Annotated in this window: 28 protein-coding genes and 1 tRNA gene; 11 read left to right on the top strand and 18 right to left on the bottom strand. The window is 42.3% G+C overall.

Annotated elements, in window-relative coordinates; all coding sequences use genetic code 11:
- The 7 genes from JW872_03110 to JW872_03140 form a co-directional block, all read right to left on the bottom strand.
- Positions 1-402: (d)CMP kinase (locus JW872_03110; GenBank protein ID MBN1549625.1), on the bottom strand; the 402-nt coding region annotated here is incomplete at its 3' end.
- 15 nt (positions 403-417) lie between these two features.
- Entirely contained in the window at positions 418-2,145 is a 1,728-nt protein-coding gene (gene recJ / locus JW872_03115; GenBank protein ID MBN1549626.1) for a single-stranded-DNA-specific exonuclease RecJ, read from the bottom strand.
- A gap of 66 nt (positions 2,146-2,211) precedes the next feature.
- The gene (locus JW872_03120) at positions 2,212-2,652 is read right to left on the bottom strand and encodes a hypothetical protein (GenBank protein ID MBN1549627.1); all 441 of its coding nucleotides are present in this window, start codon (positions 2,650-2,652) and stop codon (positions 2,212-2,214) included.
- A gap of 68 nt (positions 2,653-2,720) precedes the next feature.
- Entirely contained in the window at positions 2,721-4,193 is a 1,473-nt protein-coding gene (gene lysS / locus JW872_03125) for a lysine--tRNA ligase (GenBank protein ID MBN1549628.1), read from the bottom strand.
- 107 nt (positions 4,194-4,300) lie between these two features.
- Positions 4,301-4,912: a superoxide dismutase gene (locus JW872_03130; protein MBN1549629.1), complete on the bottom strand. Its 612-nt coding sequence runs from the start codon at positions 4,910-4,912 to the stop codon at positions 4,301-4,303.
- A 9-nt stretch (positions 4,913-4,921) separates the two neighbouring features.
- Positions 4,922-5,380: an S-adenosylmethionine decarboxylase gene (locus JW872_03135; protein MBN1549630.1), complete on the bottom strand. Its 459-nt coding sequence runs from the start codon at positions 5,378-5,380 to the stop codon at positions 4,922-4,924.
- A 14-nt stretch (positions 5,381-5,394) separates the two neighbouring features.
- On the bottom strand, positions 5,395-5,688 hold the full coding sequence (locus JW872_03140) for a septum formation initiator family protein (protein ID MBN1549631.1): 294 nt from the start codon (positions 5,686-5,688) through the stop codon (positions 5,395-5,397).
- Positions 5,689-5,779: 91 nt separating this feature from the next.
- On the opposite strand from JW872_03140, the gene JW872_03145 reads away from it, so the two are divergent.
- Both JW872_03145 and JW872_03150 read left to right on the top strand, forming a co-directional pair.
- A complete protein-coding gene (locus JW872_03145; protein ID MBN1549632.1) occupies positions 5,780-7,270 on the top strand; it encodes a S41 family peptidase in 1,491 nt (496 codons plus the stop codon).
- Entirely contained in the window at positions 7,270-7,971 is a 702-nt protein-coding gene (locus tag JW872_03150) for an rRNA pseudouridine synthase (protein ID MBN1549633.1), read from the top strand. The genes JW872_03145 and JW872_03150 overlap by 1 nt, the downstream gene beginning before the upstream one ends.
- A 2-nt stretch (positions 7,972-7,973) precedes the next feature.
- Here JW872_03150 and rpsI read toward each other — a convergent pair whose 3' ends face one another.
- From rpsI to JW872_03170, 4 genes are all read right to left on the bottom strand, one after another.
- Positions 7,974-8,423: a 30S ribosomal protein S9 gene (gene rpsI / locus JW872_03155; protein ID MBN1549634.1), complete on the bottom strand. Its 450-nt coding sequence runs from the start codon at positions 8,421-8,423 to the stop codon at positions 7,974-7,976.
- A gap of 114 nt (positions 8,424-8,537) precedes the next feature.
- A tRNA-Thr gene (locus JW872_03160) sits at positions 8,538-8,613 on the bottom strand.
- A gap of 29 nt (positions 8,614-8,642) precedes the next feature.
- Positions 8,643-8,942 carry a TraR/DksA family transcriptional regulator gene (locus tag JW872_03165; protein MBN1549635.1) on the bottom strand — a complete coding sequence of 100 codons (300 nt, stop codon included), beginning with the start codon at positions 8,940-8,942 and terminating at the stop codon, positions 8,643-8,645.
- 10 nt (positions 8,943-8,952) lie between these two features.
- Positions 8,953-9,477 carry a nucleoside deaminase gene (locus JW872_03170; GenBank protein MBN1549636.1) on the bottom strand — a complete coding sequence of 175 codons (525 nt, stop codon included), beginning with the start codon at positions 9,475-9,477 and terminating at the stop codon, positions 8,953-8,955.
- Between the two features lie 174 nt (positions 9,478-9,651).
- Here JW872_03170 and gyrB point away from each other — a divergent pair, with 174 nt between their 5' ends.
- Together gyrB and tilS are read left to right on the top strand one after the other, a co-directional pair.
- A complete protein-coding gene (gyrB, locus tag JW872_03175; protein ID MBN1549637.1) occupies positions 9,652-13,380 on the top strand; it encodes a DNA topoisomerase (ATP-hydrolyzing) subunit B in 3,729 nt (1,242 codons plus the stop codon).
- An 81-nt stretch (positions 13,381-13,461) separates the two neighbouring features.
- Positions 13,462-14,442, top strand: a complete 981-nt coding sequence (gene tilS / locus JW872_03180; protein MBN1549638.1) for a tRNA lysidine(34) synthetase TilS — start codon at positions 13,462-13,464, stop codon at positions 14,440-14,442.
- Here the strand turns inward: tilS and JW872_03185 are convergent.
- Genes JW872_03185 through JW872_03195 form a run of 3 tightly spaced genes read right to left on the bottom strand, consistent with a single transcriptional unit; the run spans position 14,415 to position 16,025 of the window.
- The gene (locus tag JW872_03185) at positions 14,415-14,867 is read right to left on the bottom strand and encodes a hypothetical protein (GenBank protein ID MBN1549639.1); all 453 of its coding nucleotides are present in this window, start codon (positions 14,865-14,867) and stop codon (positions 14,415-14,417) included. The genes tilS and JW872_03185 overlap by 28 nt on opposite strands.
- Before the next feature lie 50 nt (positions 14,868-14,917).
- Positions 14,918-15,580, bottom strand: coding sequence for a hypothetical protein (locus JW872_03190; protein MBN1549640.1), 663 nt, complete (start codon positions 15,578-15,580; stop codon positions 14,918-14,920).
- 22 nt (positions 15,581-15,602) lie between these two features.
- The gene (locus tag JW872_03195; GenBank protein MBN1549641.1) at positions 15,603-16,025 is read right to left on the bottom strand and encodes a hypothetical protein; all 423 of its coding nucleotides are present in this window, start codon (positions 16,023-16,025) and stop codon (positions 15,603-15,605) included.
- An 819-nt stretch (positions 16,026-16,844) separates the two neighbouring features.
- Here JW872_03195 and JW872_03200 point away from each other — a divergent pair.
- The 5 genes from JW872_03200 (at position 16,845) to JW872_03220 (ending at position 22,081) form a co-directional block, all read left to right on the top strand.
- Positions 16,845-17,771: a TonB C-terminal domain-containing protein gene (locus tag JW872_03200; GenBank protein ID MBN1549642.1), complete on the top strand. Its 927-nt coding sequence runs from the start codon at positions 16,845-16,847 to the stop codon at positions 17,769-17,771.
- A gap of 75 nt (positions 17,772-17,846) precedes the next feature.
- Positions 17,847-18,413 (top strand): hypothetical protein, encoded by a 567-nt coding sequence (locus tag JW872_03205; GenBank protein ID MBN1549643.1) that lies wholly within the window; start codon positions 17,847-17,849, stop codon positions 18,411-18,413.
- A gap of 76 nt (positions 18,414-18,489) precedes the next feature.
- Complete coding sequence (locus JW872_03210; GenBank protein MBN1549644.1) at positions 18,490-19,854, top strand: FAD-dependent oxidoreductase; 1,365 nt, start codon at positions 18,490-18,492, stop codon at positions 19,852-19,854.
- A gap of 2 nt (positions 19,855-19,856) precedes the next feature.
- On the top strand, positions 19,857-20,801 hold the full coding sequence (locus JW872_03215; protein ID MBN1549645.1) for an SDR family NAD(P)-dependent oxidoreductase: 945 nt from the start codon (positions 19,857-19,859) through the stop codon (positions 20,799-20,801).
- Positions 20,802-20,938: 137 nt separating this feature from the next.
- Positions 20,939-22,081 (top strand): J domain-containing protein, encoded by a 1,143-nt coding sequence (locus tag JW872_03220; GenBank protein MBN1549646.1) that lies wholly within the window; start codon positions 20,939-20,941, stop codon positions 22,079-22,081.
- A 2-nt stretch (positions 22,082-22,083) separates the two neighbouring features.
- On the opposite strand, the gene JW872_03225 is transcribed toward JW872_03220, so the two are convergent.
- Both JW872_03225 and JW872_03230 read right to left on the bottom strand, forming a co-directional pair.
- Entirely contained in the window at positions 22,084-22,596 is a 513-nt protein-coding gene (locus tag JW872_03225) for a hypothetical protein (GenBank protein ID MBN1549647.1), read from the bottom strand.
- Positions 22,553-22,741, bottom strand: coding sequence for a hypothetical protein (locus JW872_03230; GenBank protein MBN1549648.1), 189 nt, complete (start codon positions 22,739-22,741; stop codon positions 22,553-22,555). The genes JW872_03225 and JW872_03230 overlap by 44 nt, the downstream gene beginning before the upstream one ends.
- An 82-nt stretch (positions 22,742-22,823) precedes the next feature.
- Between JW872_03230 and JW872_03235 the strand changes: the two genes are divergently transcribed.
- The gene (locus JW872_03235; GenBank protein MBN1549649.1) at positions 22,824-23,042 is read left to right on the top strand and encodes a hypothetical protein; all 219 of its coding nucleotides are present in this window, start codon (positions 22,824-22,826) and stop codon (positions 23,040-23,042) included.
- Here the strand turns inward: JW872_03235 and JW872_03240 are convergent.
- Positions 23,025-24,152 carry a DNA double-strand break repair nuclease NurA gene (locus JW872_03240; protein ID MBN1549650.1) on the bottom strand — a complete coding sequence of 376 codons (1,128 nt, stop codon included), beginning with the start codon at positions 24,150-24,152 and terminating at the stop codon, positions 23,025-23,027. The two genes, JW872_03235 and JW872_03240, sit on opposite strands and share 18 nt — an antisense overlap.
- Positions 24,152-24,556: an iron-sulfur cluster assembly scaffold protein gene (locus tag JW872_03245; protein MBN1549651.1), complete on the bottom strand. Its 405-nt coding sequence runs from the start codon at positions 24,554-24,556 to the stop codon at positions 24,152-24,154. Before JW872_03245 ends, JW872_03240 begins: the two co-directional genes overlap by 1 nt.
- A 128-nt stretch (positions 24,557-24,684) precedes the next feature.
- On the opposite strand from JW872_03245, the gene JW872_03250 reads away from it, so the two are divergent.
- Positions 24,685-26,085 (top strand): hypothetical protein, encoded by a 1,401-nt coding sequence (locus JW872_03250; protein MBN1549652.1) that lies wholly within the window; start codon positions 24,685-24,687, stop codon positions 26,083-26,085.
- The last annotated feature ends 80 nt before the right edge of the window (positions 26,086-26,165 follow it).

Below are 26,165 nucleotides of genomic sequence, written 5' to 3' on the forward strand. Positions count from 1 at the left end.
ATCGCGACCCTCCATCACGATATCATGTTTACGCGAAAACTCTCGTTGAAATTTTAAGAGTGAATCACGAACATATTGATTAGTAGAGACACGGGAGGATAGCTCATCCATAACACCCGTCTTTAGATGCTGGGTTATATCTACACCCTTAAAAACCAGTTGTGCCCCTGTCTCAGGTTTATAAAAATAGCTCAGGTTATTTTTTGCAAGCGCCTCGGCGACATCTTCTTGGCGAGGCGCTCCTATAGTAGCGACAGAGTATCCGTAATGCGTTGATAAAATATATGCTAAAGCTCTGTACAGAAGCCCTGTGGAAACATAATAAAAACAAAGTTCTTTTGCCAGGAGACGAGCCATCGTTGATTTGCCGCTTGCCGCGGGACCATCAATCGAAATTATCATATAAAAACCCCATAGTTACACAGCGATATCAATACCGGTTAATTCAATATTTGTCTTTCCATTCCAATAATTTTCGTGAACCTGCGCTGCAACTGAGAACGATTCGGTGCCCATGTTTTGTAAAACGTCAAATAGATCTGGCCTATTGAAAAAAATAACTGGCTTTATAATTCCTTCAGCAAAGATCTGACATTTGACATGCGCATCTTTCAAAATACGCGGCGCTTGTACCAACGACACATCGTGAAGCACAAAGACTGGCATCTCATTTGCATTGCCAAACGGCTCAAGATACGCCATATCCTGCAAAGTGCGTTTGTTAAGATCAGGCAATTTAAGTGCTGCATGTATAACGAGCTTTTGCTTAAGATCCTCTTCGCTCAATTGCTCACGAATACAGTGTTCCATATGTTCTTTTAAAGCAGGAACGGATGTTAAAAGTAAGGATAATCCAGCAGCATTCGCATGACCGCCAAAACTCGTCAGAAGATGCTCGCCAGATTTCAATGCTTGAAAGATATCAAATTCAGGGATAGAACGGCACGATCCCTTTGCAATGCCATCCTTACTGAGGTGCAAGAGAATCGTAGGCTTACCGTAGGCACCAACTAATCGTGACGCAACCAATCCGATCACACCTGGCGGCCATGATTCGCTTGCAGCGATAATGCAATGTTCTTTTTTAAGATTAATATGCCCCGCTTCAATTTCTGCTACTACCTCGTTAAAGATAGATTTCTCGATATCCTTACGAGCCTGATTTAGCTCATACAACACTGCACCAATATGCTCTGTTTCTTTTTTATCTGTTCCCAAAAGAAACTTTACACCTTTCCGTGGATCTTCCAGGCGACCGAGTGCATTCAATTGAGGAGCCACCGCAAATCCAATATCGCTCGATGACACCGATGGTTTTATAAGATTGACATTACTGCATAACACCTGCAATGAGTAGCTCGTATTCTCCTTGACTATCCGCAACCCTTCGCGCACCCAGAACCGATTTTCACCTAATAATGGAACAACGTCTGCTATTGTACCTAACAAAAGAAACTCATAGACACGCTCAGGCAATTGCATTTTTTTGTATTCGTACAAGAGAGACATCACTTTAAAAATAACACCAACTCCAGCGAGATACTTAAATGGATATTCACAATCCTGGCGTTGTGGATTAACAATTGCATACGCATTGGGCAGCTGATCATGTGGTTTATGGTGATCTGTTATAACAACATCAATATCATTTGCCTGTGCTAGCTCAACTGCTTCGTGCGCCGTAATTCCGTTATCTACGGTAATAATCAACGAATAGCCGCTATCGATAGCTTTCCCCACAATTTTCTTCGAAAGACCATACCCATCTCTTACTCGATGCGGCAGATAAAAATTTACCTTAGCACCCAATGGCAAGAGACATTCAAGTGCAAGTGCAGTTGATGAAATACCATCAACATCGTAGTCGCCAAAAATAAGTATCTTTTCTTGTGCTTCAACCGCACGAATAATTCTTTGTACTGCCTTTTCAGCATCTTGAAGCAACGATGCATGCGCAACATCTTTCTCATACGAACTAAATAGAAACGAATCGATTTTTTCTCGCGATGTTAACCCGCGGTATTGAAGAACTTGCACAATAGGAAGAGAAAGATTGTAAAGAGATGCGAGGTCTAAACTCTGTTGTTCATCTACATGTGGCAAAAGCCACATGTACTTAGCACCCTGCAAAAAGGTGTTGGGCATGTCTATCCTCGAATAATAACATGCCCAACATAATGCTATAGATCCGCGTATGACGCAAGCTAGAAATCATTGATGCCCGTCTTCGTGATCCCATGAGATCGAAAGTTTTGGATATGGAGTGTCTGGATTGATTTTAATCACGTAATACTGGTTTTTTCTTATCTTATCTCTTGAAGTAGCAGACACGCCGGTTACCTGGCCACGCTTCGTCCAGATATCTTGTGGAGTCCAGAGATTATTGAAGGAGGGTTCTTCAGTGCCCGTTTTTTCTGAAAGAGTTGCCCTTAACCCAGTTCCGACAGCTTCAAGCCTTAACTTCCATTTACCTCTTACAACCTCTCCAAATGCAGTCGCAGTGTGCCATCGAGAATGTTTTAAATCTTTCAAATCACTGGATAAAGAACTATCGACCTCGACACAGTATTGAGCCACGGGGAAATACACATAGCCACATACAGTACCACATAATAATAAGATACCCACTAGTAAACTAATCGTAAGCTTCATAGATTCTCCTCTCAGTACACATCACATAACATCACAGTAACAAGAAGAGATTATCTAAGACAATGGTATTACTCATTTTTGGTTTTCAAAGTTGGAAAGAGAATCACATCCTTAATGGAAGTCGTATTAGTCACCAACATCGTTAAACGATCGATACCAACACCAACGCCAACGGTAGGAGGAAGACCATACTCAAGCGCACGCACATAGTCATCATCATAGTGCATCGCTTCAACATCACCCTCGCTTTTTGCTTGTGCCTGTTCCCTAAAACGCTCTGCTTGATCAAATGGGTCATTAAGCTCGTTGAATCCATTAGCAAGTTCCATGCCACCGATAAACAACTCAAACCGTGCGGCAATTGTTGGATTATCTTTATCACGCTTTGCAAGCGGAGAGACCTCAATTGGAAAATCTATGATAAAGGTTGGATAAATTAATTTTCCTTCCACCAACTCTTCAAACAATATATAGATCTTTTCATTATATGAAGCATGTTGACGCGGTACGGCAATCTTGTGCTTTTTCAAGGTAGCATCAATAAATTTTTCGGAGATTTCTTTCTCTGATAAACCACCAATCTCAATCAATGATGATCTCATCGGAATACGTGCAAATGATGCTGAGAAATCAATCGTCTGCTCACCAAATGAAACCTTTAGTGCTCCTACAGCTTCCGTCATGGCAGAACGGATCAACGCTTCGACAAATGCCATCGCATATTCGTAATCCTGATATGCCGTATAAAATTCAAGCATGGTAAATTCAGGATTATGCTTGGTTGAAATCCCTTCATTTCTGAAATTACGATTAATCTCATATACACGCTCAAAACCCCCAACAACCAATCGTTTCAAATATAGTTCAGGAGCAATTCGCAAATACAGATCCATATCATAAGTATTATGGTGCGTTACAAACGGTCGCGCATTCGCACCACCTGGAATCGGATGAAGCATTGGTGTTTCTACTTCAAGATAACCATGATCATCTAAATAACGACGTAGCTCACGGACCAACTTAGATCGAATTATAAACTTATCTTTAGTTTCTGGATTACTCATCAGGTCGAGGTACCGCTGACGATATCGTACTTCTATATCAGCAAGACCATGATATTTTTCTGGAAGCGGATGTAGACATTTACTTAAGAGGACAAACTTAGCAACCTTCAGAGTTATCTCACCCGTCTTGGTCTTAAATGAGGTCCCCGTTACCCAGACAATATCGCCCATATCTATCATGGTGTTAAAGAGGGTAAATGCCTCTTCGCCTACAACATCTTGACGAATGTAGAGTTGTAAGCGATCATCTTGGTCTTGGAGATTTGCAAAAATTGTTTTGCCGTGATGACGAATAGTCATAAGTCGACCAGCAAGCGAATATTCAACAATCTCCTGCTCATCATCAAAGCGAGAAATGATTGTTTTTGTTGTGATTCCAACAGGTATACATGGTGGCCATGCTTCTATACCCTGTTCTTTGAGCTTGGCAACTTTTTCCACACGTACATCGTGCTCACTGCGATCCGTGTCTTGCATCGTATTTTGGGACGTTGGTTTTGTATCCATAGCGCAAAGCTCTTATTAGTTACGGGTTATTTTTGCTTGACTACTGCTAAGCAGTATACAAAACCAAAGCTATTTTGCTAAGAAACGGCATTTTTATAAAGTTGCTCAACGGTATCCCAATTGACGACGTGCCACCAGGCAGTAATAAAATCAGGCCGCTTATTCTGGTATTTTAGGTAGTACGCGTGCTCCCAGAGATCGAGGGCAAGAAGAGGCTCCTTACCATAAGACAATGGCGTATCTTGATCCTGTGTTGTCATGATCTCAAGCGTATGCTCTGATGTCACTACTAACCATGTCCAGCCACTTCCAAACAACGACCGAGCCGCCCCTGTAAAACGATCCTTGAAGGAATCAAAACTACCAAATTCCTGTTCAATTGCATGTGCCACCTCACCTTGGGGAGTACCCCCACCACCCGGCTTCATGCAGGTCCAGAACAAGGTATGATTTGCAAAACCACCTCCGAAATTCCGCAGGCCATGACGAATATCTTCAGGAATCGAGTCCAGATGCCGCAATAAATCATTAATGGTTTGCTTGAAAAGTTCTGGATGTTTTTGAAGAAGTTCATTGGTCTTGTTCAAATATCCACGATGATGTCGATCATAATGAATCTCCATTGTTCGAGCGTCAAGATATGGCTCAAGCGCATCATATGAATAAGGAAGTGGAGGAAGAACAAACATGAATATCCTTTAGTTCCTTAGAGCAATATTTGCTGTTGCATCAGCGGCTTCAAAAAACTTTTTGGTAAAGTCGATCACAAGCGTGGGATCATAAAGTTTACAGCTAAAGACGTCAATATAGGCAGTGTTGGTAAAATTAGCAAAATGGCCTGAAATAAGTGAGGTTTCAATTAATTGAGTCATGGAAAATCCAGAAACTTTTTCATCATCCCCAAAGTGTACGACCTGGCATTCTCCAAATCGTCGCATCTCAATCAACTCGCATAATTGTACTACATAATCACGGATTGCATCAGCTGAACGTATCGTCTCAGGATTACAATCATGAAGATCAATACTCGTCAGCACACCCCACACCTCTCCCTGATCGTATGCTTCTTGAATTGTTTCATATGAATCGCATCGAACAGCTGCATGTACATTAATAAAACCAACTGTCATAATCAGAGCTAAACATAATTTCTTCATTGAATCACTTTTCCTTATTCAGTAATACTGCTGCGATAATACACAATATCGCCCTCGCGGGCTAAACCGAGATGCTCTCGTGCTAATTTTTCCTTATAAAATGAATCTGTTTTCCAACGATCTATTTCACACTCGAGCTTTGCCACCTCAATCCTCTGGGCGGCGATTTTATCAGATAATCCGAGATTCTCAATATGAAGTTGTCGACGAGCTTGTATTCCATGTGTACCACATAAATACATAAAAATAAAAACAACAACTTCTATACCAAAAAAAATACGAAACAGTGTTTGTTTTAAGGACAGCATACCCCGCTCCCTTTCTTAAAGAATAAACTAGCATCACCGTACTCAATTATGGTACCTTACGTACAGAGTTATCATCAAAAAAGGAATAGTAATGAAGTCAGCAATTCTCTCTGTTATCCTCTGCATGCCCATTCTTGCTCAAGAAGAACCTATCCTTGCAGACACATCACAAGAACCAGAAAATCATGATGCATTCGACAAGGAGATCTATAACTGGACTAAGACGCTCTCTGAGGCATTCCACCTCATGAAGACAAAATATTACGTTAAGAAATTTGATATCCAAGATGCAATGTCCAATTGTATCGATTCATTTGTGAGCCAAGATCCACACAGCTCCTTCATGAATCCAAAGTCATACAAAGATATCATTGACTCAACAAACGGAGAGTTTTTTGGAATCGGCGTGGTTATCTCAACAAACAAAGCCCCCGAGGAAGAATTTCTTCCTATCCTGGATACTGTTCCTGATGGCCCAGCAGATCACGCTGGACTGGTGCAAGGTGATAAGATTATTGAGATTGATGGCCTAGCGCTCAGAGGCATGACTTCTGATGAAGCAACTGCAAAATTAAAAGGTGAGCGTAATTCAAAAGTTCACTTAAAGGTCATTCGTGATGGATACGCTGAGCCACTGAAATTTGATATTACTCGTGACGTTGTCAAGGATCAAAATTCACTGTGTTACCACTTTAAAGACAATGATGTGTACTACATTCATTTGGCAATGTTCACACAAAACGCTCCGCAACAAATTGAAGCTCTTCTCCAAAAAGCTCAAAAAAAATCATGCAAAGGCATTATACTCGACCTACGCAATAACTCAGGAGGCCTTCTTCCCTCAGCAGTTGATCTTGCGGGTATTTTTATTGATAAGGGCAGTGTTGTCGTTACAACTCGCGATCGCAACAATACGATCCAGGAAACGTTCTCTACCACACGCGATCCGATCAATATCTCAGGAATACCTCTTTTTGTCCTCGTAAATAACTATACCGCATCCGCAGCAGAAATTCTTGCGGGCTGTCTTCAAACCTATGCCGATCGCATAGCACAACAATCAAAAAATAAAAAACAGGATAGATTGTTAGTTTTCCTTGTTGGCACAACTACATTTGGAAAAGGCTCTGTACAAGAAGTAATACCAGTCAGCAATGATTGCGCCGTTAAAATAACTACATCATTATATTTTTTACCAAACAACATCACGATTCAAGGTGTCGGTATAACACCCGACATAACGATTGATAGTAAGCTGCCGCCAACAGAACAGATGGTCTGGGTCAATAAACATTATGGCCGAGAAAGCGCGCTGAAACATTCCATCAAAACTAATGCGCAAGAAAAAGATGCTCAGAAAAAATCTAAAAATACTGGCGAAGAAAAAACTGAAAAAAAATCAACGAAAGAGCGTCGTAAAGAAATGATCATGCGTGATTCACAAATTCAAGATACACTTACCTGTATTAATATCTTGAACCTAAACCCGCAAGCATGGAATGCCAGAACTGATGCAATCAAACTATTGAAGAAAACATTTGTGAATGGTAACGAACTTGTTCTAGAAGAAGTAAAGGCATAATGAACCACCCACTCAATAAATATTTGGCACAAGCTGGCGTAACGTCACGGCGGAAGGCCGTCGACTTAATAAAGTCAGGCGCTGTAACGGTCAATAACCATGTCGTTAAAGAGCCTTATCATCAAGTATCCAGTGATGACACAATCAAAGTAAACGGAGCGTTAATTCATCAGATCATTGTAAAACACGTATTTATTCTCAATAAACCTAAGGGATACATAACAACCACATCTGATGATCGCAAGCGTAGAACCGTTATGGATCTGTTTGTCGACATCAAAGAGCGACTCTTTCCTATAGGAAGACTCGATAAAGACACAACTGGTGTATTACTCATCACCAACGATGGAGACTTAGCCCATAAACTCTCACACCCCCGCTACGAAGTTGCCAAAGTCTATGACGTGGTCCTTGATCGTCCATTTGAGCATAGGGATTATGAACTCATCAAGCGAGGGCTTCGACTCTCAGACGGTATAATCAAAGTGGATCACATTGTTTACAGAAAGCACAGTAAAAAGGTTAGGCTCTCACTACACAGCGGTAAAAATAGAATCGTTCGCAGGATCTTCGAGCACATCGGCTATGAGGTCAAGGCACTCGATCGAAAAGCTTACGCAGGGCTAACGCACTTCGGTCTTGCGCGAGGCGCATGGCGATCGTTGACTAAGCAAGAGCACTCAAAATTGACTGCACGCTAATATTAACGTTTCACGAATTGGAACTTACGACGAGCCGCTTTTTGTCCATACTTCTTACGTTCCTTGTTGCGAGAGTCCACGGTCAAGAGACCATGTTTACGAAGTACAGATTTAAGGGATTCGTCAGTGCTAAGAAGAGCTCGTGCAAAGCCAAGTTTGACGGCATCAGCCTGACCAGCCTTACCTCCACCTTCAACAGAAACACGAACATCGTAATGAGACGCTTCAGCGCATACTCGCAATGGAGCAGTCGCTGAGAGACGGGACACTTCGGTATCAAAATATGATTCGGCAGGATAGTCGTTAACCATCATCTTGCCCGCACCGCGGTACAGCCATACACGCGCAACGGCGGCCTTACGACGGCCTACGCCATGCCCTGATTGAATGGGAGTTTTTTTGACTGCTTTCGCTGGTTTCTTGGTGGGGCGAGCTGCCTTCTTTTGTACCATATACCGATTAATCCTTGGTTCTATGTAAAAACGGTGATCCAAAGCGATCACCAGATTCTATCAATGATATCACTAGATATGATAGCCCAACGACCTGATTTGTCAAAATGAACCTGGAGCCGATGATCGGATTTGAACCGACGACCTACTGATTACGAATCAGTCGCTCTACCAGCTGAGCTACATCGGCAGCACTGTCTTGGGTTATGGCCTTTAAGTCTACCCTTCTAAGGCTTCTTGGCAAGCCAAACACCTAGTTGCATTGAGGTAAACACTTAATCGCTTTTCCGAGATGGGCTGCCCACAATCCACACAGATACCGTATTCGCCCGAATCGATGCGATCTATTACCTGGCGAATCATATTGTACTCTTCGATTTCCTTATCCTGGAGTGAACTCCTGAGAGCCTCCATAGTCGACGAGAGAGCCTGGTCACCTATATCCTGGACCTGATCATCTGAGAACTTTTCGCTATAAAGCTCAACGAGTTCTTGTTCAAGCTGCTGTTTACGCTCCATCAGCTTATCCTTAATCCTCCCCAGATCCTGACGCACCTCTACTGAACTTTTTACCGCGCTCACTACCTACCCTTTTTTTTCTAAAAAATTCACGTAACAACTCTCCTGCTTCATGCGCTTTAACCCCACCGATTATCTCGAAAGGCAGCGTCCTGTCTCTGTATATCGAAAGTGTTCCAAGCTTGTCAAGATGAAAGCCAAACACAGGAGAATCTGCACCGTATATTACTCCTGCAAGCCGGCTTAATGCTATGGCATGCAAACACATGGCACACGGCTCTAACGTCACATACAACCAAAATCCGTCTAGTCTCCAATCCCCATTTTTTTCACCTGCCTTGCGAAGAGCAAGTAATTCAGCATGGGCGGTTTGCGTATCAGTAGACTCTACTTGATTGTGCGCACGGGCAATCAGTGTACCATGCTTGTCAACCACAACGGCACCAACAGGAACCTCATCCTTATCGAACGCCTTGTGCGCCTGCTTAAGCGCCTCTTGCATAAAACGTTCTCGGACTTTTTGGGGAATCTGCATCAAATATACTCCGCACGCATTTTAAAATCATGACTTATTATCACCAGTATATTGGAAAAAATTACCAGATAATAGTAAGCTACCTGAGTGCGGTTTTTCACTCAAAATAAGCGTTTTAAAATACGTTCACCTGAACCAACCAGTCAGGATCAAGTAATGGTAGGAGATGTGAGCATGAGTAATGACTCGGCCAATAAAACAAATAAAGAATATGGTGCCTCGTCCATTCGTGTTATGGAAGGACTCGAGGCTGTACGTAAACGTCCTGCAATGTACATCGGTAGCACAGGACCTAATGGGCTCCACCATCTTGTCTATGAAGTTGTTGATAATTCAATCGACGAAGCCCTCGCTGGCCACTGCGACACTATCATCGTTACGCTTCACAAAAACGGCGCATGTTCCGTCGAAGATAACGGACGAGGTATTCCAATCGATATGCACCCAACAGAACGCGTATCCGCTACTCAAGTTGTACTCACAAAATTACACGCTGGCGGCAAATTCGACAAAGATTCGTACAAGTACTCTGGGGGACTTCATGGCGTTGGTGTCTCAGTTGTCAATGCTCTCTCCAGCAAATTAACCGCCGAGGTTTATCGTATAGGGAAAATTCACAGTATCTCATTTGAACGTGGAAAGCCACTTTCTGAACTAACCGTAATAGGTGAAACTGAAAAACGTGGAACCCTCATTAGCTTCATGCCAGATCCAGCCATCTTTCAAGAAACTACAACATTCAACTTTGACATACTCTCAGCACGCCTCCGCGAACTCGCATTTCTTAATAAGGGCGTACACATCACGATTACCGATGAAATCAATGAAAAAGAAAATAAGTTTTTCTTTGAAGGTGGCATCGTTTCGTTCGTCGAACATATCAATAAAAAGAAGACTCCACTTTTTAAAGAGATCATGCATCTTGAAACCAACGATGATCAATATATGCTCGAGCTTGCGCTTCAATATAATGATGGCTACGGAGAACAAGTCTTCTCATTTGTTAACAATATTAATACCGCCGAAGGTGGTACCCATGTATCTGGATTCAAGTCTGCGCTCACAAAAATTTGCAATCGCAAAGCATCAGAACTCGGCGCACTAAAACCAAACGATAGCTTCTCGAGTGATGACGTCCGCGAAGGGCTGGTGGCTGTCATTAGCATGAAAGCACCAGAACCACAGTTTGAGGGTCAAACTAAAACTAAGTTGGGTAATAGTGAAGTTAAAGGTCTCGTGGATTCATGGGTCTTTTCATTCCTAGATACATACTTTGAAGAAAACCCCGCTGTCGCCAAAAAGATTTTTCAAAAGGCTGAGCTCGCAAAGCGTGCTCGTGAAGCAGCCCGAAAAGCTCGTGATCTAACACGAAGAAAAACAGCACTTGACTCCATGATTCTTCCCGGAAAACTTGCTGATTGCTCCGAAGAAGATGCAACAAAAACAGAATTATTTATTGTGGAGGGTGACTCTGCAGGTGGCTGTTTTTCTAGTGATACTAAGGTTGCACTTGTTGATGGAAGAATGGTTTCGTTTGCGCAGCTCATTGAGGAAGATAAGCAAGGCAAGCAGAATTATTGCTACACGATTACTAAGGATGGCAATATTGATATTGCACCAATCAAGCACCCACGAATCACCAAGCGCGATGCCTCTGTTATTCGCATAACACTCGATAATGATAAAGGTATTACCTGTACACCTGACCACTTATTTATGCTTCGAGATGGCTCATATAAAAAGGCCCAAGATTTAACAAAAAAAGATTCCTTGATGCCTCTCAATAGAAAACTCTCTGAGATTAAACACCGTATCACGATTAAAGATTATGAGATGGTTCTGGATCCAAAAAAACATAAATGGATCTTCACTCATCTGCTCTCGGATCGTTACAACCTCAGACATGGTACCTATAAATTAGAAGATGGTTCCCACAAACACCACATCGACTTTAATAAGCACAATAATAATCCTGAAAATCTTGTCCGCATGATTCCAGAAGATCATCTAGCACTTCACCGAAGCATGCTTCACAAAACGATTCATCGCGAAGATGTAAAGGAAAAGGCACGACAAGCGCACGCCAAACCAGAATATCGCAAAAAAATTAGTAAGCTCATGTCGACATCTAAAATGAGGTCACTCTTAAGTAGTCGAGCCAAAAAGCAATGGGAAGATGAAGAATATAAGCACTACATGACTTCTAAATTCCTCGAATTTTATCACTCCAATGCGGACTACAGAAAACAGAATAATGAACAGCTCAATCAAGCACAGCAGGAATATTGGAACTCTGAAGAAAGCCGCACCAAACAAGCACAACGTGTCACAAAATTTTTCAAAAAGCATCCTGAGCGTCGTGAAGAACTTTCTGACCTAGCAAAACAGCAATGGCAAGATCTAGAACTCCTAGAATGGCGGTCACAAAAAACCTCTGAGCAATGGACAGATGAGTTCAGAGAAAAACGAAAAAAAGCCTATAACCAAGCATATTACAAACATAGTATGGGCTTATTGAAGAAGGTGTTTGAACAAGACCACTGTTTAGATAATTACGACAAAACCCGCATTGCAGAAAACAATAAAATCCTTCTTCGCTTAGACACCGTCTGCGAACGATTCTTTGATGGAAATTATACTCAGCTCACAGAAGCAGTGAAACACTATAATCACAAGATTAAATCGATTCAGTATCTCAGTAGCAAGATTGATGTGTATGATCTTGAAGTAGAAGGCACTCACAATTTTGCTCTTGCATCAGGAGTCTTTGTTCACAACTCAAGTAAACAAGCACGTGATCGCGATATTCAAGCCGTATTACCACTTAAAGGTAAAATTTTAAACGTAGAAAAAGCACGACTCGATCGCATGCTCTCTAACGAAGAAATCAAAGCACTAATTTCAGCGATCGGCTGTGGAATTGGTGATGATTTCGATGTCACCAAAGCCCGCTATCATAAGATCGTTGTCTGTACCGATGCTGACGTTGATGGTGCACATATTAGAACATTACTTTTAACCTTGTTCTTCCGATACATGAATCCACTCATTGAAGCTGGATACCTCTATATTGCACAGCCGCCTCTTTACAAGGCAAAGATTGGCAAAAAAGAACAATATTTACAGAACGAACAAGCATTCAAACATTTCTTATTTGATTGGGCTCGAGAAAACTTAGAATTAAAAACACCACAAAAAACATTCGATGAAACAGCATGGAATGAGTTCTTTGGGTCCCTTACCGATTACTCCGACAAACTTGAAGAAGCAAGCAAACGTTTTGGACTTACTGAGGCAAACTGCCATAAACTAGTCAAATTCCTAACGGCATTTAGCTGGGACAAGGCAGAAGGGAAAACAGCACTTCGAGACAAACTCCAAGAAGTATTTACGTCGTTTAAGGTCTCTATTACTCAGCCAGAACCAATAGTTCATGAAGATGGCGCAACAGAACCAGTAGCCGATACTGACATTCATATCGTCTTCAAAAAAGACAACAAAGAATGGTCGGTACGCTTAAACTTTTTCTCATCAAGCATGATCAGGACACTTATAGAAGCATTTGCTCCACTAACATTTCTCGAAACAAAGGAGTGGACACTGGGCGTTAAAGATCGTGAAAAGGATACATCTGCCAAAGGAACCTTGAAGCTTATAAATACTATTGCAAAGTTAAGCAAGAGCTTCATGAGCGTACAGCGCTATAAGGGTCTGGGTGAAATGAATGCTGACCAACTTTGGGAAACAGCCATGAATCCAAAGACTCGCTTAATGCTCAAAGTATCAATCGAAGATGCACTCGAAGCTGATTCGTGGTTTGCTACCTTGATGGGCGATGATGTCACCGGACGGAAAGCCTATATTGAACAATTTGGACACTTTGTTAAGAATCTCGACATCTAGATTTTGATGCAACATCATCAAACAGCGATACTTAATATTTCAGGAAGCTATTATTGTCCGATCTAAAAAGATGAGGCCTCCATGAACAAAGACATTAAAACGTTCATCAAAAATAATCAGCTCATTAAAGACAGAGAGACCATTGTACTTGGGCTTTCAGGCGGCCCCGATTCAATTTTTCTACTTCATCTTCTTGCTGAATATTACAAAAAAGGAACCATTAAACTAATAGGCGCACATCTCGATCATCAATGGCGGACAGATTCAGGCAAGGACACAGAATTCTGCAAAGAATCCTGCAATGAATTGAATGTTCCGTTTGTATCTGCAACAGCTGCATCATTAAATCTTAATTTGAAAAAGGGCTCTAAAGAGGAACAGGGCCGCATCATGCGACGCTATTTTCTCGAAACGGTGGCCTATGAACATAAAGCGCAGTTGATTGCTCTTGCACATCATGCGCAGGATCAACAAGAAACATTTTTTATTCGTTTGATTCGTGGAACCACGCTCAGCGGATTGACCGGAATGAGACCACAGTATGGCGCATACATTCGTCCCCTTCTTGAAACAAATAAATCTGACATTCTCAAATATCTTGATGACCATAAAATTGCATATCTAACTGATCCAACAAATGTATCCGATGAATACTTACGGAATCGCATTAGAAAGCGTGTGATGCCTGCACTACAAGAATGTGATTCAAGATTTGACCAAAATTTCACTCGAACAATGTACAACTTGCAAGCAAGTGAACAAGTGCTTGAGCAGTTAACATTGGGAACATTTCAACAACTTGCTAGTAAAAAAAATGATGGATATCAGCTCACCTACAAAACACTGCTACAATTACATCCGTATCTCCAAAAGCGCATTTTAATGTTCTGGATGATTGTAGAACGAGTCATCTTCACACCAACTGATACATTCCTTGATGAAATTATTCGGTTCCTACTCCAACCTACAAGCAAAGCTCATACACTGCATCAGACATGGAAACTCGTGAAAACGAAGGACACATGCTATATAGATCACACAGATAGCGATACAAGTCTTTGATCTCCGAACAACGCAGAAATAGAAAGACGCAGCTCAACAGGATCAGGCCGTCTAAAGAACTGAATTCTCCTATATAATTCTGCAAAATGATCCTGAGAAATCGCACCCACTTCTTCCGGAATGCCGGGAGCGGAAAACCGCTCACACGCCCCTTCCAGCGCTTGAGAAAACGACCGTACATAGCGAGGGAAAAAAGGCGCATGCCTATATTCCTCATGATAGCGCACCAAGTCTTCGAGCAGCTTGTTGCATGTATTAAATACAAACGACATCGAAGAATCCGATGGTGTACGCAGTGTGGCAGCCCAGACCTGAAGGAGGGTACCATACAAATCACTTACCGATTCTTTTGCAAAAGAATCCTCCATTCCAAAACACGCTACCGGCAACAGAACCACCAATAACCCATATTTAATGCTGCGCATCGTCTACCTTGCATATTACTTTTGTATAGGAAATCCCGAACGTAAAATCCTTATAGCCTGGTATCGCCATCAGTTACATTCCGGCATGACTCAATACCAAACATAGTCCTAATTTCATGCAAGGAAAGAATCTTTTCAGGGCCCACTCTACCCTGCAACTCACAGGAAGCTTGCTGAAAACATTCTGGATATCTCGCTACCACACGCTGAAGCGCCTTTGTCATTTTTGTTCGAGCTTCCTTACCTGTCCATGCGCATGCATATGGCTCTTTCAACTTAAAAATAACTTTGCCAAGATAGCCAAATGCAGATTTGGGAATCCCACACTCCATTGCGCCGCATTGATAAAAAACACTTCTAGCAAACAAGTGCTGCACAAAAGAGTCCCCATGCAGCAAGCATAGAGAAGCGCATCTCAAAATCATCCTTGCAAATCTCTCTCTAAACTCGTCTTCGCGGTGCTTTTCACAGTTCGCAAACGCCGTATCAAATTCACGCCACCGTAACTCTATAGCATCACACCATAAGTCGTTTTCGTGTGGCAACATGCGTGATTGAGCCTCTTGATCAGGATAGTCACTAAGCTCTGGGTGCATTGCGGGAATATCACGATTAACACGCGGATACCGCACCTGCTTTTCCATTGCGCTCGAATACGACGGTATGAACAAGATAGAAAAAATCATCAAGCTTAAGCCTATAAATCTATTCACAGATACATATCCTCTCGTAATCTTAGTCAACTTCCATTGCAATCGTTGGTAACACTCCACAATGCAATCCATATTCAGCATAGAAATCAACTTCCTCTTCAGCAATCTCCCACGGAGCAGGTTCAAGACCTAACCGACGACCAATGCGTTTTTGGATTTCTCTAACCCTACGATGACTACCGACAATATTCGCTGCAGGCATCAAGGCCCCTGCAAGCCGATAAAGTCGGGAATAATGATCGTGCCGGTGACCAGCCAAACTTACCGCCGCTAATGCACAACCGATGGCATCGCACGCACGACCAATCTGACCTTCTGTCCTAGCATCTTCATATTTCTCCGCACTAACAATTCTTCGTTCTGCTTCTCTAGCATACCCTGGCACCATACCATATGAAGCAGAGAAACCGCCAAGAAGAGCGAGAACAACAAATCCCCTATTCATAATAAATCCCCTACAATATAGGTTATTAAAATACTCTATTATAAAGCCAACTTTGCAAGAATTTTTGCTGCAGCAAGAGAACGTAGTTTCTCCTCTTCCCACTCCTGAACAATACTATTTACTCTTTTAAGGATTAACAGCTCGCGTACCATGGAAGCACAGATTGTCTTCGCTTCGGAAGAACCATGTAGGGCCTCACACAATCTGCAACCTTTCTCAATCATACGATCCAAGTCCCTCCAATCATCGGAAGCCACCATACGCGATACTGTTTTGTTGACCTTTTCCCTCATCCTATACACGCTAAGAACCAATTTATCATGAACGTTGCGTTGACGGATGACAGCACCACGGTCAGCCCTAGTCTCCTTTCGTGAAGACGATAAAACGCTCTCTTGATGCGATTTAGAAATACAAACGCCAACACACGTAACACATAAAACGTAGATAAAAAGACATTTTTTATACATAAAAACACACCTCGCTCTATTGAGAAGTATCAAGGCTTACCAGAAGAAATCTAAGGACAAATGCACGCCCTTAGTTCTTCCATGCGCATATATAGCTATTGTGTGGTAACCGCCATTTCACAACACCCTTTGTTACTATGCAAGATACACAAATCGTAGCGTGTACTGCAATACTTAGTAACAGGCATCACTGTACAGACAAACATAACGATGTCAATAAAATGCCATTTACAAAGCAATCTTACACATTTAAACACATTGAGCTGTAAGCATAAACCACTTCATTGTTCATTATATCCTGATCGGCTATGCTACAAAAAGATGGATGGTGTGATGAAGAAGGAAGGGAATGTACTCATCATATAATGATCCCCAACTCATGACATGGTTCCAAGCATCAGTGCTGTTGCACTTGATCTTTGGTGCAGGTTTGTATGTTCACTTGGAACTTACACCGCCAGTCCTTAGAGCTGAGAAACCCATTACACAAGAAGCTGCACCCGTTTTATTTCATGAAATCCCCTCAGAAGATCTGCCGCTACCAGATATGGATTCTGAATTGTTCGAACTTGCTATGAACGAAAGCTCGCATTTTGGGACAACAAAAGCGTTTCAGGAGATTCCAGAACTTGACTTAACATCAGCAACAAAAACTATAGAAGACAATCAGGAAAAACCAACAGAACAATTGATGAAACTAAACCATGAAGAGATATCAGTTAAAACACCAGATACAACTCCAGAACCATATCAATCAGATACCATGCTGGTGCAAGAAGACACTATATCCATGCCCGAGATTCCAAAAACATTCTGGGAAGAGCGGGCCCACAAAAAATCCGCATCGCCCGTAAGTGGACTCACGCTTGCCAACCTTGCCGAAGGATTTATCGATTACGTTAAAGTCAATCGTGCAGCATCAACCGATATTAACAGCCAAGATCTCAAAACGCTTGCATACAACAATAAAATTGGATGGTATCTACAAAACTCATTTCGTATCCACAACAAACCTCTCACACTTGCTCACCCAGTTAAAACAAACATCACGCTCTATATAGAAATTGATAAGAACGGCAATCTCCTTAATCTCGACATGCATCCTAAAACTGGAGAGAGTGAGCTAGATAATCTACTTCTCAAGGTTATCAAAAACGCTCACCCAGTACCGCCAATCCCGACACACCTCAACCGATCTACCTATAAATTCCATCTTCCGATTTATGTTGAAGCCGCACAAGGCACCCATTCGTATCATTTTACCTTTAAAGGATAAAACCCTTTAAGCGTGCGCTATCGCTATGATATGATGGTCATGGAGCGGATACATCCGGTATCATAGGAGTGAGAGATGAAGTATGTAATCGGATGTGGCATACTCGCGTATACCATAGCCATGAGTTTCCCATTAGGTGCAACTGTGTACGAAATACACATTAACCCACAGTGGGTTAAGCTAGATACTGATAGCGAAAAAGCAGAACGCTTTGGTGGTTCATGGATCCTTGCAGGAGATATTGTCTTTAAAAATAAATCACCGAATGTGATTAAACTCGACGCCTTTGATCTTCAATGGCAAGGGGCACCGCTTGAACATCTTTCTGCCACATTGTTTAAAAAAGATGAACATGACCAAATTATGCCCATACAAGAGCACGTAATCTCGGATGGCTACTGGTCTCAAAAAGAACAAACGCTTAAGTTCCGCTTTGACCAAAAATACGCTCTATCTGCTCTTAATAAATTCTATCTTGTTTTTACGGTCCCAAAGGATATAGAAGATACACTCAAAACAGGAACCTTCTCCTTAAACAAACGACATCTTCCATACCAATATCAACGAGCACTTAGAAACAAATCACTGAACCTTTCATACGCTACTATTTCTCCTAATGCACGGTTATGCACAACGGCCTAATTTACCTAGACATTTACCATCATTCATTTTATAACTTGAGCCACACGTGATGAAGAATGAAGTAACGAGGAAATGCATGGCAAAAATAGTTATTATTGGAGCAGGCCCCACCGGACTTTCTGCAGCGTATCACTTAGAAAAAAAAGGATTCTTTGATTATAAAATCTTTGAAAAAGAACGCATGCCCGGCGGACTATGCCGATCCATTCAACAAGATGGATTCACGTTTGATTTCACAGGACATCTTCTTCATGTCAACAATCCCTATTTCTCTTCATTTTTAGAAAAACTGGTCGGGTTTCATAACCTCAACTCAATTACACGTCGCTCATTTATTTACTCACACGGCACATATACGCGCTACCCATTTCAAAGTAATCTATTCGGTCTTCCAGATGAAGTCATCGTCGATTGTATTGAAGGCTATGCAACGCGTAAAAAAAAGAAAACACAAAATAAATCATTCCATGAATGGGTACTAGAAAATTTTGGCAATGGTATGGGAAAACATTTCTTTTTTCCATACCAAAAAAAGATCTTCTCTTATGATCTCCATAAAATATCTGCTGCATGGACTGGCAGATTTGTACCCAAGACAACATTACGCGATATCATCCGTGGATCACTCCGTGATATGCACGCCGCCTCAGTCGGATATAATGCAAACTTCTTTTATCCTAAAACAGAAGGAATCTCATTCTGGGTAAATCAAATAGCGCAACAACTTGAAAGTCCTATCTATACTGATTTTTGTGTGGAAGAAATTGATGTATCTCAAAAATGCATCACATTCACCAATGGACATACAGAACACTACGAACACCTCATAACAACTATGCCACTTGATCGACTAATTCACTCGCTTAAAGAATCGAGCGCTATGCATCTGGAGCCAGCTGCAAACAAGTTGCTCTGCAATAAAGTAGTGAACTTCAATTTAGGCATTGCACATGCTGATGTTTCATCAAAACACTGGATTTATTACCCAGAACAACACTATCCATTCTATCGCATAGGATTCTACCATAATTTTGCAGAATCTCTCGTACCGTATGGCCATAGTTCATTATACGGAGAACTTGCATATCTCAACGAAACACCAAAACAGATTACAGCTAAGGTAAGGCGCTCCATCAAAGAAGCAAAGAAAGTTCTTGGCATTAATTCAAGAGATATCGCAACAGAGGCTATTCTTCCCATTGAACATGCATATGTTATCTATGATTTTTGGCGCGAAAAACACCTGCCAAAAATTCATGCAACACTTCATGACCACCAGATACACTCAATTGGACGATATGGGGAATGGAAGTATGCGAGCATGCAAGAATCAGTCTTGGATGGCAAGGCTGTGATTGATCGTTTGCTCATTATCCCAGCCCAACAAGTATCATACACGCATACCATGTACGATACCCAACAAGAATACGAGGTGCAATAATCATGAACCGGCATCACACTGCACCATATCGTGATACTTCAGTCTTGGTGACGGGTGGCGCAGGATTCATTGGCTCATACATTGTTGAACGACTGGTCAGCCTTGGTGCGCGTGTAACTGTATTGGATAACTTTGCCACAGGAACCCACAACAATATAGCACATCTTCACGGCATAACGGTCATCGAAGGCAGCGTAACGGATATACAAACATGCACATACGCTGTCGAAGATTGTAAGTACGTATTTCATCTTGCGGGATTTGTATCGGTACCCGATTCTATGACAAATCCTACACAATGTCATGCAACCAATGTCACAGGAACAGTGAACATCTTAGAAGCATGTCGTCATGCATACGTTAAACACGTGATGCTCTCATCGTCATCGGCAGTGTATGGAAACCTATCAGGTGCATGCACAGAAACCTCACCTTGCAATCCAACGTCTCCGTACGGGCTAAGTAAGCTCATAGCAGAAAACTACTGTCGATTGTACTCGAAGGCATTTGGTCTCAAAACAACGTCGCTACGGTACTTCAATGTGTACGGATCTCGCCAAAATCCACATGGTGCATACGCAGCAGTCGTTGCCAAGTTCACAAAACAACTCAAGGCAAATGCACCCATTATTGTATACGGAGATGGAACACAAACACGAGACTTCATCCCTGTTGCACAGGTAGTAGACGCGAATCTCACACTAGCACTTGATCCTAATGCAGATGGTGATGTGTATAATATTGCAACTGGACGCAGCGTAAACCTTCTTGAATTGATTGAACAACTTAAACAAGAGTACCCCGACTCAACATCAACGGTATCATTTGAGCCTGCACGCAAAGGCGATATTCTACACTCACAAGCAGATTGCACTAAGTATCATACCAAGCTCAAATCGTTATCGCATAGACATACAGAACAGCTAACTACATCCGCATATCAGTAGGCGCCCCTGTCATTTATGCTACTAGCAGGATCTAGAAGCTTATAGCGACGCCTCTTTGGAGGGCTTAACCAACAAAATCGTTCTGGTATACTTATATATAGGCACAATCTTATAATTCCTAACATTCTAGATGGTATATGAGCAAAAACGACTTTTACGACGTACTCGGCATTTCCCGTTCTGCCTCAAAAGACGAAATCAAAAAGGCATACAAAAAGCTAGCGCTTAAGTATCATCCTGACCGTAATCCAGGGAATAAAGAGGCTGAGGAAAAATTCAAGGAAGCCGCCCATGCCTACGAGGTTCTTTCCGACGATACCAAACGTAGCCGCTACGACCAGATTGGTCATACAGGCTACGAGCAACAAACATCTGGCGGTGGCGGCTGGTCATCAACAGATATGAATATGGACGACATCTTCGAGCAATTTGGAGATATTTTTGGGGGAATGTTTGGTGGCGGACGCCAACGACGCTCCACTCGTAAAGCCGGACCCGTACCAGCTCGTGGGCACGATCTCGCTAAAGAGGTCACAATCTCACTCAAGGATTCATATCTAGGGACCAAAAAAGAATTTCAGTACTATCACTTTGTCGGCTGCTCAACCTGCAATAGTAAAGGGCTTCAAACCGGAACCTCAGTTAATAGCTGTCCACAATGCCAGGGTTCTGGCCAAATTACTTATCGCCAAGGCTTCTTTGCATATGCACAAACATGTAATGCATGCGGCGGAGCTGGTTATACTATCCCATCACCATGCTCGGCATGTAAAGGGCAATCACGCGTTCAAAAACTCGATAAATTTTCAGTAACAATACCAGCCGGTGTTATCGATAGTTCTGAATTGCGTATCATCGGTAAAGGCGATGCAGGAGTCTATGGTGGTTCCGCAGGAAACTTATTCATAAAAATAACCGTTCAACCAGATAAACATTTCAAGCGTGTTCGTGATGACCTTGTATGCAACGTTATGCTCACATATCCACAGTTGGTCTTTGGCAGTCAGGTAGAGATTATGAGTCTTGATGACGAGAAGCACACCATCAAAATTCCTCAAGGATGCCCTGTCGGTGAACACATCATTGTACGTGGCAAAGGATTCAAAAATCTTCGTACAAACGTATACGGCAATCTTGTCGTAATTACAAAATGCGATATTCCCAAAAAACTCGATGTTTCAACCAAAGCAACATTATCCAGATACTCAGAGCAACTTGGCACAACCGTCAATGATAAAGATGGTGGTATTGTTGGGTTTTTTAAAAAGTTTCTTGGTTGACCTCAGTCAGGATTCTGTAACCTAACCAATTCCTGAGCCAAAATAGCATGCTGCATCTCAAGTGCCGATAACCGCTGGATCAATTTTCTTTTTGCATCTAACACAGCTGCTCGAGTTGTCATTGATTCTGATTCTTTTATAGCTCTTACTTGCCCTTCAAGCGATCTGATCGTTCTACTGATTTCTACTAAAGACGTTGTCAACTTATCCTGATTTTCGAGAACTCCAAGAAGTGATTTTACACGAGCAGGAGTTAACTCATAAACACCCTTGCGTTGCTTATTAAGATTCCAGATCGCACGAAATACAATGTCACATGCACAGACCATCAATCCAACAAAACTTAACGTTTCAAACAAAGAACGACCTTCGCATTCTTCCACTGCATTCTCAATATTATCTTGAAAAAATACCTCGGCCTCAGTCGGCGGAATCCCGCCATCAATAACAGCCTCCACATGCACTATTGAGCTAAAACACAAAAACAGTATAGTTATAAAACGTAATCGTTTCATTATGTACACCCTTTTTCTTACCATCATGATGGAGGCAACATAGCATGGTTAAATATTTCTGCATCTTTTTTACATTCACTTGTATAACACAAAGTAACGCCGCTCCAGGAGTTATGAGAATGCCAATTCCACGAACAAAAAGCATTTTCTCCATCCTAAATTTGCTCGAAGACGCTGAACCTGTTGTCATTGCTTACCGGACTCCCACACTTGAAGGACTTCAAAATATGAGGAGAATACTAAATGAAGCAATTGGTAGCAGATCCTTGATTACAAAACGATCAGAGCTACGTCATTTGCTTTGTCTTATCGATCATGGAATCCAATATTACATATATCAAGAGGATCCTGATTCCTTCCTCGCTGACAACGCAGAATATGTTGCGCACTTACAACAACAACTAGAGGCTATAGTTGGCCCCTTGTCCTTAAATACCTATGCGTAGTTTCCTTAGAGCCTTCTCGGACACTTGGTATGAACGACTGTTCGCGATACCGGCTTTTTGAAGGATATGATAAAAGAATTCACGATCGGGGCCTTTAATAACTGCTTGTTCATGAGCCTCAGATAAGCACACAGGATATCCACGTCCCTTGAGGGCTTGATTTGCAACAATAGAGACAACACGATCTAACAGTTCTGTATCCTGGGCCACCCACGACGGAGTCTCAACGCGGCCTATCTCGCGTCCTACATTGAGGTATACAAAACATGGACGCAAATGCTCTGGATAAAATCGAGTAATAGGGGAATGATTATAAAAAATCGCAGTGCGCTGGGTATTAGATAAGTACGAACGCACAATATGCGCATCCACTAATCCATCGACTGCATGATGAGCCGTACACCCCTCGTATGTGAAATTACATAATGCCACACGCACAAGATTTACTAACTCTTTACTCTTAGGCGAACTAATGTAACTAGCCATCGGAATGCGCTCTTGATACATACGCTCAAGACTCTGAAGATAGGACGATAAAAATTTCTCACGCAACGCATTATCTTTGGATTCCAAATGCCAGAAAATCAACGACCCATCATACAACACACAATACGGCATTTGACCATTCTGAGCTTTGAGTCTCATGCCTAATGTTACACCCGCATCAAGCTCATACGCTTCGCGCTTTGCATTGATCATATCAACCGTTTGAGCAATACCAGTGTCATCATCATACAACGTAAAGACATACGGATGAGTCTGTGCGCGCATAGAGCTTATTTCGAAGCCATAACTTAAATGAATTTCACCAACATTGAGTAAATAACAGCCAACCCCTTGATGCCGATCTGGATACACTTGAGATCCATCAACTGCAGCTACTTGATAGGATGGCAATGACAATGACGCATCGAAAACGGCTGATAAGGAACCATCCCATGTCGGTAGAATCCATGGTGCATTCGCAGATTTAATTTTGTGAATAAATAACGGATCGTCACTGATCATCTCCCACATAGTACGAGCAATATTTTGTGCATGCGATGTATCTTGAAACAAATGGGAACTAATCTCTTGGAACGCTTTAAGAAGTTGTGCCCTGTCAAGCATTAGACTGCCTTTTTTTCGTAATCGCTGAGCCCTCTATGCAATGCTTTGAGTGCAAGAAGTGCACACCGTATCCGATTAGGACCAAGATTCAATTGAATTAATTCACGAATAGATGTCTCATCCATGCGCTGTATTTCTACTACCGGTTTGCCAATAATCGCTTCCGCTAATAGTGATGCAGTTGCCTGGCTAATCATGCACCCTTTACCCGTAAATGCTATCTCTGAAACAATACCATCTTCTATTTTTCCTTGATACGCAATGGAATCACCGCAGGTTTCATCGCTTGCGAGTGCAAAGAAATCTGGGTGCGCAACAGTTCCGTAATAACGAGGATTCCTAAAGTAATCGACAATGCGTTCGTTATACAATGAACGAGACAATGAATCTGATTTTGATGTCATCTTCTTTCCTCTGATGATGAGATTTTCAGTATACAAGAGAGCGTGAACAATCCCAACTCTAGAAAAAGGTATACCGCATTCTGTATGCTGTGGTGAACATATAATACCTTTATGAAAGGAGTGACAATATGAAGCGGGTGTTATTATCGTTACTCATACTCACGCACGGCGTGCAAATCATACATGCTATGCCTGAAGCATTGCAGCGACTCAGAAGAAGACTATCAGACCCTACGGTTTCAACTCTGACAGAAGAAGACATTCAAACATTGGAGATGGAAGAAGCGCCGGGACCTCTTAAAAGATATGCGCGCCTCATTGCCTCTTCTCCTGTTCAAGAGGTAGAGGTGCTTCCATTACTAGATGACTGCAACCGACTTGCTGCGGCTGTAGCCACAGAAGAAGAAATAGCAGATGAAGCTGAACAAGATAAAACACTACGAGAATGGGTAGAACCTGCACAAGGGCTCAGCAGAATAGCAGCACACAGACTGATAGCATCGGCACCACAATTAGGAATGCAACTCAGAGAGACTGCACGCGGCGTTTCTCGCAGCGTAGATAGTCTTCGCACACAGTATAGATTCAGACAATTCAGAGACGAGGCTCTCGAACCAACTGTACAATCATTTCTAGAATCCGATGATGCTGCTGCACAATTAGTCGGAGAAACACGCAGAGAAATGGGATGGGCTGCTGGCGCAATGGCTACTGTATCAGGACTAGCTGTCTTTAGCGGACGATTCCACCGCAGCATGAGGCAGGCACGGGATGCAGGACAAATGGTCCAAGAAGGTAGTAAATTCTTTGGTCTTGAAACTGCCGCAATCGCAGGATCGCTAAGCGCAGCTGGCACCGCTGCTGCAGCATTTCTTAAACCTGCTGCTATCGTCGCCCTTGGGGGATATATCATGCTTAAAATCAGATGGGCATTTACAGCAGAAGATAAAATGAAGCGCATGGGCCTCGAAAGAGATTTCGAAAAGAAACTACGCAAAACTCAAGAACAAATCGATGCCTTAAGCAAGAAGATAAAAGAAATAGATCGTGAAGCACAGGGACGTGAAGAAAAAATTCAAAAGAAACTACAAGATGCTCTCGCTCGTCATGAAGAGCAAATGAGGCATGATGGGCAGCAAATTCGTGCCAATGCTGTTGAGGCTGTCGCTCTCGCAACTAGACTTGATACTGCAGTAAGACACGCCCTTCAGGAAGTTTCAGATGAACGAGATGAGCAAAAACGAGAATTTGCGGCTGCGCTCCTAGTTGTTAATCGTTGTGCGGAACGACAACACCTCGCAGAGGAAACTCAGCGGGCAATACAAGGCCTTCTTCAGCAGGTAGCAACACGCCTTGGCATCAATCACCAGGGCCTCATGGCACGGCTCTTACGTCGCGGTAGAGCTCGCAGCGAAGCCGGATTACCAGTAGGAGCACAAATCGGGGATATCACTGTACTAGAAGAACAAGCAACACCTATAGGACTTTCCGCTGTAGGCATAGGCCCCGATGGCCCTCGAGAACCTTAAGGCTGTTGCAAATAGCCATAGTAGGCGTAGGATAATGCCCAACAAAATGTGACGGGCAGTAATGATGAAAGAAGGAGATT

Source organism: Candidatus Babeliales bacterium (genome assembly GCA_016929235.1).
GTDB lineage: Bacteria > Babelota > Babeliae > Babelales > JABCYS01 > JAFGJD01.

Coding starts and splice junctions, on each gene's coding strand:
- recJ (MBN1549626.1), bottom strand. CDS start 2,145: ATGCCCAACACCTTTTTGCAGGGTGCTAAGTACATGTGGCTTTTGCCA.
- JW872_03120 (MBN1549627.1), bottom strand. CDS start 2,652: ATGAAGCTTACGATTAGTTTACTAGTGGGTATCTTATTATTATGTGGT.
- lysS (MBN1549628.1), bottom strand. CDS start 4,193: ATGCAAGACACGGATCGCAGTGAGCACGATGTACGTGTGGAAAAAGTT.
- JW872_03130 (MBN1549629.1), bottom strand. CDS start 4,912: ATGTTTGTTCTTCCTCCACTTCCTTATTCATATGATGCGCTTGAGCCA.
- JW872_03135 (MBN1549630.1), bottom strand. CDS start 5,380: ATGAAGAAATTATGTTTAGCTCTGATTATGACAGTTGGTTTTATTAAT.
- JW872_03140 (MBN1549631.1), bottom strand. CDS start 5,688: ATGCTGTCCTTAAAACAAACACTGTTTCGTATTTTTTTTGGTATAGAA.
- JW872_03145 (MBN1549632.1), top strand. CDS start 5,780: ATGAAGTCAGCAATTCTCTCTGTTATCCTCTGCATGCCCATTCTTGCT.
- JW872_03150 (MBN1549633.1), top strand. CDS start 7,270: ATGAACCACCCACTCAATAAATATTTGGCACAAGCTGGCGTAACGTCA.
- rpsI (MBN1549634.1), bottom strand. CDS start 8,423: ATGGTACAAAAGAAGGCAGCTCGCCCCACCAAGAAACCAGCGAAAGCA.
- JW872_03165 (MBN1549635.1), bottom strand. CDS start 8,942: ATGGAGCGTAAACAGCAGCTTGAACAAGAACTCGTTGAGCTTTATAGC.
- JW872_03170 (MBN1549636.1), bottom strand. CDS start 9,477: ATGCAGATTCCCCAAAAAGTCCGAGAACGTTTTATGCAAGAGGCGCTT.
- gyrB (MBN1549637.1), top strand. CDS start 9,652: ATGAGTAATGACTCGGCCAATAAAACAAATAAAGAATATGGTGCCTCG.
- tilS (MBN1549638.1), top strand. CDS start 13,462: ATGAACAAAGACATTAAAACGTTCATCAAAAATAATCAGCTCATTAAA.
- JW872_03185 (MBN1549639.1), bottom strand. CDS start 14,867: ATGCGCAGCATTAAATATGGGTTATTGGTGGTTCTGTTGCCGGTAGCG.
- JW872_03195 (MBN1549641.1), bottom strand. CDS start 16,025: ATGAATAGGGGATTTGTTGTTCTCGCTCTTCTTGGCGGTTTCTCTGCT.
- JW872_03200 (MBN1549642.1), top strand. CDS start 16,845: ATGTACTCATCATATAATGATCCCCAACTCATGACATGGTTCCAAGCA.
- JW872_03205 (MBN1549643.1), top strand. CDS start 17,847: ATGAAGTATGTAATCGGATGTGGCATACTCGCGTATACCATAGCCATG.
- JW872_03210 (MBN1549644.1), top strand. CDS start 18,490: ATGGCAAAAATAGTTATTATTGGAGCAGGCCCCACCGGACTTTCTGCA.
- JW872_03215 (MBN1549645.1), top strand. CDS start 19,857: ATGAACCGGCATCACACTGCACCATATCGTGATACTTCAGTCTTGGTG.
- JW872_03220 (MBN1549646.1), top strand. CDS start 20,939: ATGAGCAAAAACGACTTTTACGACGTACTCGGCATTTCCCGTTCTGCC.
- JW872_03225 (MBN1549647.1), bottom strand. CDS start 22,596: ATGAAACGATTACGTTTTATAACTATACTGTTTTTGTGTTTTAGCTCA.
- JW872_03230 (MBN1549648.1), bottom strand. CDS start 22,741: ATGCTTTTTGTTCGTGGAATTGGCATTCTCATAACTCCTGGAGCGGCG.
- JW872_03235 (MBN1549649.1), top strand. CDS start 22,824: ATGAGGAGAATACTAAATGAAGCAATTGGTAGCAGATCCTTGATTACA.
- JW872_03240 (MBN1549650.1), bottom strand. CDS start 24,152: ATGCTTGACAGGGCACAACTTCTTAAAGCGTTCCAAGAGATTAGTTCC.
- JW872_03245 (MBN1549651.1), bottom strand. CDS start 24,556: ATGACATCAAAATCAGATTCATTGTCTCGTTCATTGTATAACGAACGC.
- JW872_03250 (MBN1549652.1), top strand. CDS start 24,685: ATGAAGCGGGTGTTATTATCGTTACTCATACTCACGCACGGCGTGCAA.